This window comes from Pseudomonas sp. MS646, from assembly GCF_036693845.1.
GTDB classification, from domain to species: Bacteria; Pseudomonadota; Gammaproteobacteria; order Pseudomonadales; family Pseudomonadaceae; genus Aquipseudomonas; species Aquipseudomonas chlororaphis_E.
In genome coordinates this window covers 4,023,127-4,036,741 of sequence record NZ_CP144763.1, presented here as the reverse complement: position 1 = coordinate 4,036,741, position 13,615 = coordinate 4,023,127, and the positions used below count along the sequence as shown (strand labels likewise).

Below are 13,615 nucleotides of genomic sequence, written 5' to 3'. Positions count from 1 at the left end.
CTGCTGGCCCTTCGTCTGACGGGTCCATTTCCTCAAACGGCCTTGAGCCTTGGAGCTTCGTCATGGTTGACCCTTCCTCCTCATCGAGCAGGCCGCCGCTGGGTGCCGCCGGCCTGACCCTGCGTCTGGCCGGCATTGGCGTGATTGTCGCGGCGCTGGCCGGGGCTTTTGCCTACGTCAACGGCACCCTCGACCCACAGCGCCTGACGCCCAATGCCTTGGTCAACGTGCTGGAAAAAAACAACGGCGTGCATCCGGGCTTTCGCCGCAATCACTCGAAAGGTGTCTGCGTGGCGGGCTATTTTGAAAGCAGTGGCGAGGCCGCGGCCTATTCCAGCGCCCAGGTCTTCACGCAGGCGCGCACGCCAGTGGTCGGGCGTTTCGCCTTGCCCAGCGGTAACCCGTATGCACCGGACGCGAGTGTCCCGATTCGCAGCCTGGCGCTGCGGTTCACCCAGGAAAACGGCCAGCAATGGCGCACCGGCATGAACAGCATGCCGGTGTTCCCGGTGGGCACGCCCGACGCGTTCTACCAGTTGCAACAGGCTCAATCGCCGGATCCGGCCACGGGAAAACCGAACCCTGCCGCGGCGTCGGCGTTCTTTGCCGCGCACCCGGAGGCCACGCCGTTCCTGCAATGGATCAAGACCGCCAAGCCATCGGCCAGTTATGCCACCGAGACCTATAACGGCATCAATGCCTTTTACCTGGTCAACCCTGCCGGCCAGCGCCAGGCGGTGCGCTGGGGCGTGGTGCCGCAGAGCCAGGACGCCGCGGATGCGACGCTGCCCCAGGGGGCCGATTTCCTTGAGCAGGATCTGGTGAAGCGGCTCGCGGCCGGGCCACTGCGTTGGCAGTTGAGGATGACCCTGGCCGATCCGGGCGACCCGGTGAACGATGCCAGCAAGCCCTGGCCGACGGAGCGCAAGGTGATCAATGCCGGTACGCTGGTGCTGGAACGCTCCCAGGCGCAGGACCAAGGCGAGTGCCGCGATATCAACTATGACCCGCTGATCCTGCCAGCCGGCATCGAAGGGTCCGATGATCCATTGTTGGCGGCGCGCTCCGCTGCGTACGCCACTTCCTACCTGCGGCGCACCAGCGAAGTGAGCCAACTGCCCGCCACCCAGGAGGCCCGCCCATGAGCGCCCCTCGTCACTTTGCTCCGCTGGCCCGACTGCTGCACTGGCTGATGGCGCTGATGATCATCGCCATGTTGTTCATCGGCGCCGGCATGGTCGCCTCGGTGTCCGAACGTCATGAATGGTTACTGCAACTGCACAAACCCTTGGGCATCGCGATTCTGCTGCTGGTGATCGTGCGCCTGGTGGTGCGCTTCAGTACTCGGCAACCAGCGCTGCCGGCCGATCTGCCGAGTTGGCAGGTGCTGGCGGCCAAGGCTTCGCATGTGCTGTTGTACGCCTTGATGCTGGTGCTGCCGCTGTTGGGCTGGGGCATGATTTCAGCGGCGGGTGACCCGGTGATGCTCGGCCATTGGCTGCAACTGCCGTCGATCCTGCCCGCGCATGCGCAGACCTTCGCCCTGTTGCGCAAGGCTCATGGCTACCTGGCTTACCTGTTGTTCCTGACGGTGCTGGTGCACCTGGCGGCGGCGTTGTTTCACGCCTGGGTGCGTCGGGACGAGGTGTTGGACAGTATGTTGCGCGGCAAGGGTTGAAACATCGGTGGCGAGGGCGTTCTCTCCCTCGCCACCGATCATGGGGACCGGCGCAGGATCAGCGCAATTCGTCGACCAAATCGCCCAGGGTGCTCAATACGTCCTTGCCCAACTGCATCGAGCGTTTGCCGGACCAGCCGGTGAGCGGGTTCGGATGATCGTTGTGGTCCTTGAACGGCATTTCCAGAGTCAGTGACAGGCAGTCGTATTTCTGCCCGACCGCGTTGCAGGCCAGCGTCATGTTGGCCTGGCCCGGTTCGTCGCGGACGTAGCCGTGGGTGGTCTGGAAGTCTTTGGTCTGGTGCTTGAGGTGGCTGCGAAAGCGTTCTTCAAGGTGGGCGATACGCGGGGTGTAGCCGGGGTTGCCCTCGCAGGCGGCGGTGAAGACGTGGGGGATTTCCTCGTCGCCATGCACGTCCAGGAACAGGTCGACGCCGTACTTTTCCATCTGCTGCTGTACGAAAAACACCTCGGGGCTGATCTCCGGGCTGGCGTTCTGCCAAGCGCGGTTGAGGTCCTGGCCATTGGCATTGGTGCGCAGGTGCCCATGGAATGCGCCGTCCGGGTTCATGTTAGGCACCAGGTACAGGTCGGCCTTGTCCAGCAGCCGGTTCAGTTGCGCATCATCCGTGTGCTGGAGGCGCTCGATCACGCCTTCCATGAACCACTCGGCCATGTGTTCACCGGGATGCTGCTGGGCGATGATCCAGATCTTGCGCCGGCCGTCGCTGCCATTGCCCTTGCGCAGCAGCTGGATGTCACGGCCTTCGACGCTCTTGCCCACGGCCAGCAGCTCGGTGCCGGCCTTGTGCAGTGCCTGTTCGATCAGCCAGTCGTGACGACCACGGCTGTAGGGTTCGAAGTAGGCGAACCAGGCGTGGGGCTGTTCGGCTTCCAGGTGAAAGCGCAGGGCGTCGCCCTCGAACTGGGTCGGAATGCGGAACCAGTTGACGTGGTCGTAGGACGCGACGGTCTGGTAGCCGGTCCACGCCTTGTTGTACGACGATTGGCTGGCATTGAGCAGGCGGAAGGAATATTCCTGGCCGACATGCAGGCCGCTGGCCTTGAAGTGGAACCACTGCAAATGCGGGCTGCGGGTATCGGGCCGGATCTTGAGCAGCGACTGCAACGGGTTGCTGATGTCGACGACTTCAATGTTGCCGCTGTCGAAGTTGGCGCTGATATCGAAGGAAGATTTAGCCACGGTCACGATTCCTGAACAGGATTTTATGGCCGTTACTTTACACGCTGGGAAGGGAAAGTCAGGACGATTTACATCAAGCAAAGAGCGGGGGCGTCCTCCCTGGACGCCGAATCAGATTAGAGAGTCCGCAATTGATTCTCAAGTGCTGGCAGTCGATCGTTTCGGCTTGCGCGGACTGGGATGCTTGAAAATAGATGTTCATTTGCTATCATCGCCGCCAACAGATTCAGCGACACCCAAAGACTTCATTAGCCTGAAGCCATAAGCCGAAAATCGGCAAAAAAAGACCCGGCAAAAAGCCGGGTCAAAAACCGTGATTAGCCTGATGAGGAGATATTCCAGAAGTCCGACCAAGGTCTTCTGGACTATCGACTGATCTCGCGACCAGTTGATGCAATAATAATCATTATCATTTGCAAGTCAAATGGTTTTATCGCATCGATTGGAAAAATTTTCCTGTTGCCCGCGTTCCGCGCCAACCTTCCCTTGCTACGCCTGACGAGTCGGGTAGCCATCCAGGGATCGGTCAAGCATCACCTTGACCAGATCAATCATGTGCACTACCGAGAAGGCCAGGTCGCGGCTGGAACCGTCCAATCGGTTGGCGGATTCGTGGGCCGTGGCCGCCGCGCAGCGCAGCAGGTCGCACGCATGGACCAGGGCTTCCTCCGCGCCGATGTTGTGGTTGACGTCGAAGAAGCGATGTTCCGCCGGGGCATTCGACACACCCGGTTTCAAGTAGTAATCGAGCGCGCGTTGCGCCGCCGGGCAGTCCTGCAATGACGCGAATGAGCTGTCGTACGGGGTGTTGGGCTGTTCCTTGTTGGAAGTGTCCATGGTCTCGCGGTTCTCCGTGTGGGGGCTGAAAATCCTGAATCCAGAATAGTACCCATCGTAATTGTGACGATAATTTAAATACTACATTTTGTGTTTTGATGGTCGGAGCCAGCCACGTATCGTGCCGCACATGGATAAATGGATAGAGTTGGTCAAGGCCAAGATGAAGGAGCTGCACATCACGCAAGTGGTGCTGGCAGAACGGTTGGGAATGTCCCAGGGCGGCGTTGGCCATTGGCTGACCAAGCGCCGGCAACCCAGTGTCGACGACATGAATCGGGTCCTGCAGGAGCTGGGGCTGGAATTCCTCGAAGTGGCGATGGTGATTCGCGAGCCGGACACCTCCACGGAGGAAGGGCTGGCGCTGGCGCAGAAGTACAACCCGTACTTCCGCTACCCGGTCAGTGAGTGGCACCAGGTCGGCCATGTGCGCGAGGGCGAGGTCCGCTATGAGCTGACGGATTACCACGCCCAGGGCGAAGCGTTCTGGCTGGTGGTGATGGGCGATGCCATGACCGCCCCGAGCGGCCTGAGCATTCCCGAGGGCATGTCGATCCTGGTGGACCCGGCGATCGAAGCGGTGCCCGGCAAGCTGGTGGTGGCCTACTTGCCTGGCAGCAGCGACGCGACCTTTCGCAAACTGATCGAGGAGAGCGGCCAGCGTTACCTGGTCCCGCTCAATCCGACTTACCCGAAAAGCCTGTACACCGAGCAATGCCGCATGATCGGCGTGGTGGTGCAGGCCACCATCCGTTTCTGAGCGCATCGGCCCTGCAAGCGGGCCGATGACTACTCTTCGAACGCCACCAGCGCGCTGCCTTCACTGACCATTTCGCCTTCCTGGCAATACAGCGCTTTGATCACGCCGGCCTGGGGTGCACGAATGCTGTGCTCCATCTTCATCGCTTCGAGCACCACCAACTGGGCCCCGGCCTCAACCGTCTGGCCCACGCTCACCAACACCCGCACGATGCTGCCGTTCATGGGCGCCGTCAGGCCCCCTTGATGGCTGTGGCTGGCTTCGGCGGCGGCCAGTGGGTCGTACCGGTCGATCCGATGCAGGTCGCCTTGCCATTGCAGATACACGCTGTCGCCCTGGCGAATGGCACGGTGGCTGCGACGCAGGCCGTTGTGCTCGAGGGTCAATCGCTCGTCGACGAGTTCGACGCCTGGGATGTTAGGGACCAGCGTGATCGCACGGTCTTGTCCTTCGCAGCTCAAGTGCAGGCTGGTTTCCCCTGGCAATCCCAGGCGCAAACCGCTGGTGTGGGCCCAAGGCGAATGCACGTCGTCGCCACGCACCTGCGGTGCCAGGCCCAGGGCAAATGCCTGGGCCGCTGCGAACCAGAAGTCGTCATCCAGTTCGCCGGGTTCTGGCAGCAATTGCGTCTGGTAGCGTGGGATAAATCCGGTGTCCAGTTCGGCTGCCGCGAAGGCCGGGTGGGCCACGATGCGGCGCAGAAAGCCGATGTTGGTCTTCAGCCCGCCGATGGCGAACTCGTCGAGCATGCTCAACAGCCGCAATCGCGCCTGCTCGCGATCTTCGCCCCAGGCGATCAGCTTGCCGAGCATCGGGTCGTAGAACGGCGAGATCTCATCGCCTTGCGCCACGCCGCTGTCGACCCGCCGACCCGGCCCGTCGGCCGATTCGCGATACAACGCCAGGCGCCCGGTGGCCGGGAGAAAATCGTTGGCCGGGTCTTCGGCGTACAGGCGCACTTCGATGGCGTGGCCCAGCAACGGCACCTGGTCCTGGGTGATCGGCAACGGCTCGCCTTGGGCGACGCGGATCTGCCAGGCCACCAGGTCCAACCCGGTAATCGCTTCGGTGACCGGATGCTCGACTTGCAACCGGGTGTTCATTTCCATGAAGAAAAACTCGCCCCGCGAATCCAGCAGGAACTCCACCGTGCCGGCGCCGACGTAGCCGATCGCCTGGGCCGCGCGCACGGCCGCTTCACCCATCGCCCGGCGCAAGGTCGGGGTCAGGCCAGGGGCGGGGGCTTCTTCCACCACTTTCTGATGGCGACGCTGGATCGAGCAGTCGCGTTCATTGAGGTACAGGCAATGGCCGTGGCGGTCGGCAAAGACCTGGATTTCCACATGGCGTGGCTTGAGCAGGTACTTTTCCACCAGCATCCGCGAGTCGCCAAACGAAGATTGCGCCTCTCGCTGGGCCGAGGCCAGGGCTTCGGCCAACTGGCTGACGTCCTCGACGACCTTCATGCCCTTGCCGCCACCACCGGCCGTGGCCTTGAGCAGCACCGGATAGCCGATGCGTTCGGCGGCGTCGCGGAAGGTTTCCAGATCCTGAGCCTCGCCGTGGTAACCCGGCACCAAGGGCACGCCGGCGGTTTCCATCAGGGCTTTGGCCGCGGACTTGCTGCCCATGGCATCGATGGCCGAGGCCGGTGGGCCGAGGAAGATCAGCCCGGCGTTTTCGATCGCCCGGGCGAACCCGGCGTTTTCGGACAGGAAGCCATAGCCGGGGTGGATCGCCTGGGCACCACTGGCCTGGGCCGCGGCGATCAGTTTGTCGATCTGCAAGTAACTGTCGGCGGCCTTGCTGCCGCCCAGGTCGACACGGATGTCGGCTTCGCGGCTATGACGGGCATCGCGATCGGTGGCGCTGTGCACGGCTACGGTGGTCAGGCCCATGGCCTTGGCGGTGCGCATCACGCGGCAGGCGATTTCGCCACGGTTGGCCACCAACAATGTGGTGAGGGCGGGGGCGCTCATCGACGCGGCTCCTTGTTATTCGACTCGGCTTGCCAGTTTGGCGCGCGCTTTTGCAGAAAGGCGCGTAGGCCCTCCTGGCCCTCGGGGCTGACACGGATGCGGGCGATGGCGTTTTCGGTGTAGCGACGCAGCGCCGGGGTCAGGGCACCGTGGCCGACCTCACGCAGCAAGTCCTTGCTGGCGCGCATGGCCGCCGGGCTGTTGAGCAGCAGGTTGTCGATCCATTGTTCGAGGTGATGATCCAACGCATCGGCCGGGTAACTTTCCGACAGCAAACCGATCTCCCTCGCACGCTGTCCGCCGAAACGTTCCGCGGTCAACGCGTAGCGCCGGGCGGCCCGTTCGCCGATGGCCTGGACGACGAACGGGCTGATGACCGCCGGCGCCAGGCCAATGCGCACTTCCGACAGGCAGAACTGCGCCTCGTCGGCACCAATGGCCATGTCGCAGGCGCTGATCAGGCCCAGCGCACCGCCAAAGGCGGCGCCCTGCACGACGGCCAGCGTGGGGATCTTCAGCTTGGCGAGGTTGTACATCAGCTCCGCCAGTTCCCGGGCGTCGTCGAGGTTGGTGTGGTAGTCGAGCTCGGCCGATTGCTGCATCCAGGCCAGGTCGGCGCCGGCGCTGAAATGCTTGCCGCGGCCACGGATCAGCAGGAAGCGCAGGTTCGGATCGCTGCCGACCTGATCCAGGGCGAGGATCAGTTCACGGATCATCTGGGCATTGAACGCGTTGTTCTTCGACTCACGACTGAGCCACAAGGTGGCGAAACCGCGTGGGTCAGTGATCAATTCGAGGGTGTTGAAGTTATCCATGGGCATTCCCCGTTACATCCGGAACACGCCGAAGCGGCTCGATTCAATGGGCGCGTTGAGTGAGGCCGATAAGGCCAGCCCCAGTACGTCGCGGGTCTGGGCCGGGTCGATGACACCGTCATCCCACAGCCGTGCGCTGGAATAGTAGGGGTGGCCCTGTTCTTCGTACTGGTCGAGGATCGGTTGCTTGATCTCGGCTTCCTGTTCGGTGCCGAACGGGTGGCCACTGCGCTCGGCCTGTTCGCGCTTGACCTGCACCAGCACGCCGGCCGCCTGTTCGGCACCCATCACGCCGATCCGCGCATTCGGCCACATCCACAGGAACCGCGGGTCGTACGCGCGGCCGCACATGCCGTAGTTGCCCGCGCCGAAGCTGCCGCCGATGATCACGGTGAACTTCGGCACCTGGGCGCAGGCGACGGCCGTGACCAGTTTCGCGCCGTGCTTGGCAATGCCACCGGCTTCGTATTTCTGGCCGACCATGAAACCGGTGATGTTCTGCAGGAACAACAGGGGAATGCCGCGCTGGCAGGCCAGTTCGATGAAGTGCGCGCCTTTCTGCGCAGCCTCGGCGAACAGGATCCCGTTGTTCGCCAGGATGGCCACCGGATAGCCGTGCAAGTGGGCAAACCCGCAGACCAGCGTGGTGCCGAACAGCGCCTTGAACTCATCGAACACCGAACCGTCCACCAGGCGCGCGATCACTTCCCGGACATCGAAAGGCTGCTTGGGGTCTGCCGACACCACGCCATATAGCTCGTGCGCCGCATACAGCGGGGCGATGGGCTGGCGCCGCTGCACGTCGCCGAGTTTGCGCCAGTTCAGGTTGGCCACGCTGCGGCGGGCCAAGGCCAGGGCATGTTCGTCGTTATCGGCGTAATGGTCGGCCACGCCAGAGATCTTGCAATGCACGTCGGCACCGCCCAGGTCTTCGGCGCTGACCACTTCACCGGTGGCGGCCTTCACCAGTGGCGGGCCGGCGAGAAAAATGGTGGCCTGCTGGCGCACCATGATTGCCTCGTCCGCCATGGCCGGCACATAGGCGCCGCCGGCCGTGCAGGAGCCCATGACCACGGCCAATTGCGGGATCCCCTGGGCGCTCATGTTGGCCTGGTTGAAGAAGATCCGGCCAAAGTGCTCGCGGTCCGGAAACACTTCATCCTGGCGCGGCAGGTTGGCGCCGCCGGAGTCCACCAGGTAGATGCAGGGCAGGCGATTCTGCTGGGCGATGGCCTGGGCACGCAGGTGTTTCTTCACCGTCAGCGGGTAGTAGGAACCGCCTTTGACGGTCGCATCGTTGGCGACAATCATGCATTCGACGCCTTCCACGCGGCCGATCCCGGCAATCACGCCGGCGGCGGGAACGTCCTCGCCGTACACGTCGTGAGCGGCGAGGGGGCTGATTTCCAGGAACGGCGAACCGGGGTCGAGCAACCGGTTGATGCGCTCGCGCGGCAGCAATTTGCCTCGGGATGTGTGCCGCTCCTGGGCCTTGGCACCGCCGCCTTGCTGGACTTGGGCGAGCAGGGTGCGCAGGGCCTCGACCTGTTCGAGCATCGCGTCGCGGTTGGCGACGAACTCCGCCGAACGTGGGTTGAGCTGGGTGTGCAGAATCATGGGCTACTCCGTAGCAGCTCTAAGCTTCAAGCCACAAGCTGCAAGCAGGCGCGCAGTTCGCTTGCCGCCTGAAGCTTGTGCCTTGTAGCTGACGAAAATCATTTTGTTTCGTTGAACAGTTCGCGGCCGATCAGCATGCGGCGAATCTCACTGGTGCCAGCGCCGATTTCGTACAGCTTGGCGTCGCGCAACAGGCGACCGGCCGGGAATTCATTGATGTAGCCGTTGCCACCGAGAATCTGGATCGCATCGAGGGCCATTTGCGTGGCGCGTTCGGCGCTGTAGAGGATCACCCCGGCGGCGTCCTTGCGGGTGGTTTCACCGCGCTCGCAGGCCTGGGCCACCGCATAGAGGTAGGCGCGGCTGGCATTGAGCTGGGTGTACATGTCGGCGACCTTGCCCTGGATCAGCTGGAATTCGCCGATGCTCTGGCCGAACTGCTTGCGGTCGTGGATGTAGGGCACGATCAGGTCCATGCAGGCCTGCATGATCCCGGTCGGGCCGCCGGACAGGACCACGCGCTCGTAGTCGAGCCCGCTCATCAGCACTTTCACGCCGCCGTTGAGCACGCCGAGGATGTTTTCTTCCGGCACTTGCACGTCATCGAAGAACAGCTCGCAGGTGTTGGAGCCGCGCATGCCGAGCTTGTCGAATTTGTTGCTGCGGCTGAAGCCTTTCCAGTCGCGCTCGACGATGAACGCGGTGATGCCGTGGGGGCCCTTTTCCAGGTCGGTCTTGGCGTAGATCACATAGGTGTTGGCGTCGGGGCCGTTGGTGATCCAGGTCTTGCTGCCGTTGAGGACGTAATGGTCGCCACGCTTGTCGGCCCGCAGTTTCATCGAAACCACGTCGGAGCCGGCGTTGGGTTCGCTCATGGCGAGCGCGCCGATGTGTTCGCCGCTGATGAGGCTGGGCAGGTACTTGGCTTTCTGCTCGTGGGTGCCGTTGCGGTTGATCTGGTTCACGCACAGGTTGGAGTGGGCGCCATAGGACAGGGCCACCGACGCCGAGCCGCGGCTGATTTCTTCCATGGCCACCACGTGGGCCAGGTAACCCAGGCCGGCGCCGCCATATTCTTCCGGCACGGTAATGCCCAGCAGGCCCATGTCACCGAACTTGCGCCACAAGTCGGCGGGAAACAGGTTGTCGAGATCGATCTGAGCTGCCCGCGGGGCGATTTCCTTGGCAACGAAGGCTTGCACCTGTTCGCGCAGCATGTCGATGGTTTCGCCGAGGGCAAAGTTCAGGGATGGGTAGCTCATGGGACACCTTTGGCTTTTTTGTCGGGTGCGGAGAGGGAAGGGCTCGCTCTCACCTTGACGTTAACGTAAGCCTGCTATAAATGCCTGTCAATCACCTTTACGTTAACGTCAACTTGGTCCAGAGTAAGTTCGCTTTACAGCTCTTTGTGGCGAGGGAGCTTGCTCCCTCGCCACAAAAGCCTGGGTGCACACGGTTCACCGATACCCCCACCAATAAAGACAAGAGGGCGCGTCATGGATCAACCCGGTTTGCAGTCGCCACTGAGCTACACCCGCGGTTCCGAGGCCAAGGCTTTGCTGGTGCAAACCATCGGCCAGGCGTTCGACCACACCGTGGCTCGATTTCCCGAGGGCGAGGCGCTGGTGGTGCGTCATCAATCGTTGCGCTACACCTGGCAACAGCTCGCTGAAGCCGTCGATGTGCACGCCCGGGCCTTGTTGGCACTGGGCCTGAAAAGCGGCGACCGCCTCGGCGTGTGGGCACCCAACTGTGCCCAGTGGTGCATCAGCCAGTTCGCCAGCGCGAAGATCGGTGTGATCCTGGTCAACATCAACCCGGCCTACCGGGTGTCCGAACTGGAGTACGTGCTCAAGCAGTCCGGTTGCCAGTGGCTGGTGTGTGCCGGGTCATTCAAGACGTCGGACTACCACGTCATGTTGCAGGCACTCGCGCCGGAACTGGCGGAACAGCCGATCGGCCAGTTGCACAGCGAGCGCCTGCCGGATCTGCGGGGTGTCATCAGTCTCGATCCACAGCCGCCTTCGGGTTTCCTGCCCTGGTCACAGTTGGCTGCCCTGAGCACCGCGGTGACAGCCGGGCAGTTGGCCGAGCGCGAAGCCAGTCTGCATTTCGACCAGCCGGTGAACATCCAGTACACCTCCGGCACCACCGGCTTTCCCAAGGGCGCGACCCTCAGCCATCACAACATTCTCAACAACGGCTACATGGTCGGCGAAAGCCTGGGCCTGACCGCTGCCGACCGCTTGGTGATACCGGTGCCGCTCTATCATTGCTTTGGCATGGTCATGGGCAACCTGGGCTGCGTGACCCACGGCAGCACCATGATCTACCCGAACGATGCGTTCGATCCCTTGCTGACCCTGACCACCGTGGCCGAGGAACAGGCCACGGCGCTGTATGGCGTGCCGACCATGTTCATTGCCCTGCTGGATCAGCCGCAGCGAGGCGAGTTTGATTTGTCCAGCCTGCGCACGGGCATCATGGCCGGGGCCACGTGCCCGATCGAAGTGATGCGGCGGGTCATCGGTGAGCTGCACATGCGCGAGGTGCAGATTGCCTACGGCATGACCGAAACCAGCCCGGTGTCATTGCAGACCGGCCCTTCGGATGAACTGGAAGTGCGCGTGACCACCGTCGGCCGCACTCAGCCGCACCTGGAAAGCAAGATCATCGACGAAGCCGGTGAAATCGTGCCCCGAGGCACCATTGGCGAGCTGTGCACCCGCGGCTACAGCGCGATGCTCGGCTACTGGAACAACCCCAAGGGCACCGCCGAAGCGATCGACCAGGCGCATTGGATGCACACCGGCGACCTGGCGACCATGGACGAGCAGGGCTACGTCTGCATCGTCGGGCGTAACAAGGACATGATCATCCGTGGCGGCGAGAACGTTTACCCGCGTGAGCTGGAAGAGTTCTTCTTCACCCATCCGGCGGTGGCGGACGTGCAGGTGATCGGCATCCCGTGTTCCCGCTACGGCGAAGAAATCGTCGCCTGGATCAAGTGCCACCCCGGCCACAGTACCACCGCACAGGAGCTGCACGCCTGGTGCAAAGAGCGCATTGCCCACTTCAAGACGCCGCGTCACTTCAAGTTCGTCGATGCGTTTCCGATGACGGTCACGGGCAAGGTGCAGAAATTCCGCATGCGCGAAATCAGCATCCAAGAGCTGTGCGATAGGGACGAGGACTGAACAAGCAAGCCAATGGGCAGTGAGCCCTGTGGGAGCGAGCCAGCTCGCTCCCACCAGCCGATCCCCGGAAACCAAACGCCAGACAGCACAAAGGGGAGCCGAAGCTCCCCTTTAATTTTGTCGTCGCGTGCTCTTTTTTATTATTGAGGGGCGGCCTGTTGTTGTTTTTGGCAGCCGTGGCCCTTTACCGCTGTTTTTGGCGATCCCCATCCGGGATCAAGAGCAAACGTATTTTTTTGAGCGCTGATCTGCCTTTTCGCTTTGCGATCCAACCGATTCGGGCGCTACCTGAAGGTAGTTTTATTGTTCTCTGCCCGGTTGCGGGTTGCTCCTGAAAGCACCCTGAAAAGCACATCTTCTCCAAAAAAATCTGTTAGCTGCGTCTCTGCCGTGTTGTTTTTGTTATGTCAGAGTCGTTTCGTCTTGTTTTTATTGGGTTTGCTGCGTTTTTTTATTCTTGTTGTACCAGAGATATAGCAGGTGCCGTGCCAACTTTTAAAACTCTATATAAATCAATGAGTTGAATTTTTTATCAAAAAAATCTGGCGGGCCAAACCTGACAAATTGTTTCCGTGTTACTCGTTTCGCCGCCGTTACAAAGCCCAGCGGTAACACCTCACTGTGCGCTGCGTGCCTTGGCGACGCGTGAACCGGTGGGACGGCCCAGCACGTCACAGATCTGCCGGCCCGCGGCAATCAATGCCTCCAGGTCGACACCGGTCTCGATGCCCAGGCCGTTGAGCAGGTAGAGCACGTCCTCGGTGGCGACGTTACCGCTGGCGCCCTTGGCGTAGGGGCAGCCCCCCAATCCGGCGATGGAGCTGTCGAACACCGCGATCCCTTCCAGCAGGCTGGCGTACACGTTGGCCATGGCCTGGCCGTAAGTGTCATGGAAATGCCCGGCGAGCTTGTCCCGCGGCACTTGCGCGCCGACCACCTCGAACATCCTGCGGGTGGCGCCGGCGGTGCCCGTGCCGATGGTGTCGCCCAGGGACACTTCATAGCAGCCCATCGCGTACAGCTCACGCGCGACCCACGCGACTTGCTCGGGCTTGACCGTGCCTTCATACGGGCAGCCCAGCACGCAGGACACATAGCCACGCACGCTGACACCGTGCTGCCGGGCAGCCGCCATGATCGGCGCGAAGCGCTCCAGGCTTTCCTTGATGGAGCAATTGATGTTGCGCTGGGAGAATGCTTCGGACGCGGCGGCAAATACCGCCACTTCCTTCACGCCAGCCGCCAGCGCGTCTTCAAAGCCCCGCAGGTTTGGCGCCAGGGCGCCATAGGTAACACCGGGCTTGCGCTGGATCTGCGCAAAGACCTCGGCGGAGCCGGCCATTTGCGGCACCCATTTGGGCGAAACGAAACTGCCGACCTCGATGTAGCCCAGGCCGGCGGCGCTCAAGGCATCCACGAGGTTCACCTTGTCGGCGACGCTGATGGGTTGTGCCTCGTTCTGCAGGCCATCGCGGGGGCCGACTTCGATCAAGCGTACAAAGGAGGGGAGGGACATAGAGGTTGACCT

The 13,615-nt window shown here is 62.4% G+C and carries 11 protein-coding genes; 4 read left to right on the top strand and 7 right to left on the bottom strand.

From position 1 onward, the window contains the following. The first annotated feature begins 62 nt into the window (after window positions 1–62). Together V3H56_RS17640 and V3H56_RS17635 are read left to right on the top strand one after the other, a co-directional pair. On the top strand, window positions 63–1,145 hold the full coding sequence (locus V3H56_RS17640; RefSeq protein WP_338473689.1) for a catalase family peroxidase: 1,083 nt from the start codon (window positions 63–65) through the stop codon (window positions 1,143–1,145). Continuing rightward, complete coding sequence (locus V3H56_RS17635; RefSeq protein WP_338473688.1) at window positions 1,142–1,678, top strand: cytochrome b; 537 nt, start codon at window positions 1,142–1,144, stop codon at window positions 1,676–1,678. Before V3H56_RS17640 ends, V3H56_RS17635 begins: the two co-directional genes overlap by 4 nt. A 58-nt stretch (window positions 1,679–1,736) precedes the next feature. Here the strand turns inward: V3H56_RS17635 and V3H56_RS17630 are convergent, their stop codons facing one another. Beyond that, window positions 1,737–2,888: a M14-type cytosolic carboxypeptidase gene (locus tag V3H56_RS17630; protein WP_042729070.1), complete on the bottom strand. Its 1,152-nt coding sequence runs from the start codon at window positions 2,886–2,888 to the stop codon at window positions 1,737–1,739. A gap of 483 nt (window positions 2,889–3,371) precedes the next feature. Continuing rightward, window positions 3,372–3,719 carry a DUF3077 domain-containing protein gene (locus V3H56_RS17625; protein ID WP_338473687.1) on the bottom strand — a complete coding sequence of 116 codons (348 nt, stop codon included), beginning with the start codon at window positions 3,717–3,719 and terminating at the stop codon, window positions 3,372–3,374. 130 nt (window positions 3,720–3,849) lie between these two features. Here V3H56_RS17625 and V3H56_RS17620 point away from each other — a divergent pair, with 130 nt between their 5' ends. Then, window positions 3,850–4,479, top strand: a complete 630-nt coding sequence (locus V3H56_RS17620) for a S24 family peptidase (RefSeq protein WP_042729068.1) — start codon at window positions 3,850–3,852, stop codon at window positions 4,477–4,479. Window positions 4,480–4,508: 29 nt separating this feature from the next. Here the strand turns inward: V3H56_RS17620 and V3H56_RS17615 are convergent, their stop codons facing one another. From V3H56_RS17615 to V3H56_RS17600, 4 genes are all read right to left on the bottom strand, one after another. Continuing rightward, window positions 4,509–6,458, bottom strand: coding sequence for an acetyl/propionyl/methylcrotonyl-CoA carboxylase subunit alpha (locus V3H56_RS17615; protein ID WP_123579797.1), 1,950 nt, complete (start codon window positions 6,456–6,458; stop codon window positions 4,509–4,511). After that, window positions 6,455–7,273 carry a gamma-carboxygeranoyl-CoA hydratase gene (locus V3H56_RS17610; protein WP_338473686.1) on the bottom strand — a complete coding sequence of 273 codons (819 nt, stop codon included), beginning with the start codon at window positions 7,271–7,273 and terminating at the stop codon, window positions 6,455–6,457. The genes V3H56_RS17615 and V3H56_RS17610 overlap by 4 nt, the downstream gene beginning before the upstream one ends. Before the next feature lie 12 nt (window positions 7,274–7,285). Then, a complete protein-coding gene (locus V3H56_RS17605; protein ID WP_338473685.1) occupies window positions 7,286–8,890 on the bottom strand; it encodes a carboxyl transferase domain-containing protein in 1,605 nt (534 codons plus the stop codon). A 98-nt stretch (window positions 8,891–8,988) separates the two neighbouring features. Continuing rightward, window positions 8,989–10,152 carry an isovaleryl-CoA dehydrogenase gene (locus V3H56_RS17600; RefSeq protein WP_338473684.1) on the bottom strand — a complete coding sequence of 388 codons (1,164 nt, stop codon included), beginning with the start codon at window positions 10,150–10,152 and terminating at the stop codon, window positions 8,989–8,991. A 234-nt stretch (window positions 10,153–10,386) separates the two neighbouring features. Here V3H56_RS17600 and V3H56_RS17595 point away from each other — a divergent pair, with 234 nt between their 5' ends. After that, window positions 10,387–12,087 carry an AMP-binding protein gene (locus tag V3H56_RS17595; protein ID WP_338473683.1) on the top strand — a complete coding sequence of 567 codons (1,701 nt, stop codon included), beginning with the start codon at window positions 10,387–10,389 and terminating at the stop codon, window positions 12,085–12,087. Window positions 12,088–12,703: 616 nt separating this feature from the next. Here V3H56_RS17595 and V3H56_RS17590 read toward each other — a convergent pair. Next, window positions 12,704–13,603 carry a hydroxymethylglutaryl-CoA lyase gene (locus V3H56_RS17590; protein WP_042729063.1) on the bottom strand — a complete coding sequence of 300 codons (900 nt, stop codon included), beginning with the start codon at window positions 13,601–13,603 and terminating at the stop codon, window positions 12,704–12,706. Between the last annotated feature and the right edge of the window lie 12 nt (window positions 13,604–13,615).

Bases quoted from the DNA above. Each gene is read 5' to 3' on its own strand.
- V3H56_RS17640 (WP_338473689.1), top strand. From the start codon at position 63: ATGGTTGACCCTTCCTCCTCATCGAGCAGGCCGCCGCTGGGTGCCGCC.
- V3H56_RS17635 (WP_338473688.1), top strand. From the start codon at position 1,142: ATGAGCGCCCCTCGTCACTTTGCTCCGCTGGCCCGACTGCTGCACTGG.
- V3H56_RS17625 (WP_338473687.1), bottom strand. From the start codon at position 3,719: ATGGACACTTCCAACAAGGAACAGCCCAACACCCCGTACGACAGCTCA.
- V3H56_RS17620 (WP_042729068.1), top strand. From the start codon at position 3,850: ATGGATAAATGGATAGAGTTGGTCAAGGCCAAGATGAAGGAGCTGCAC.
- V3H56_RS17615 (WP_123579797.1), bottom strand. From the start codon at position 6,458: ATGAGCGCCCCCGCCCTCACCACATTGTTGGTGGCCAACCGTGGCGAA.
- V3H56_RS17610 (WP_338473686.1), bottom strand. From the start codon at position 7,273: ATGGATAACTTCAACACCCTCGAATTGATCACTGACCCACGCGGTTTC.
- V3H56_RS17605 (WP_338473685.1), bottom strand. From the start codon at position 8,890: ATGATTCTGCACACCCAGCTCAACCCACGTTCGGCGGAGTTCGTCGCC.
- V3H56_RS17600 (WP_338473684.1), bottom strand. From the start codon at position 10,152: ATGAGCTACCCATCCCTGAACTTTGCCCTCGGCGAAACCATCGACATG.
- V3H56_RS17595 (WP_338473683.1), top strand. From the start codon at position 10,387: ATGGATCAACCCGGTTTGCAGTCGCCACTGAGCTACACCCGCGGTTCC.
- V3H56_RS17590 (WP_042729063.1), bottom strand. From the start codon at position 13,603: ATGTCCCTCCCCTCCTTTGTACGCTTGATCGAAGTCGGCCCCCGCGAT.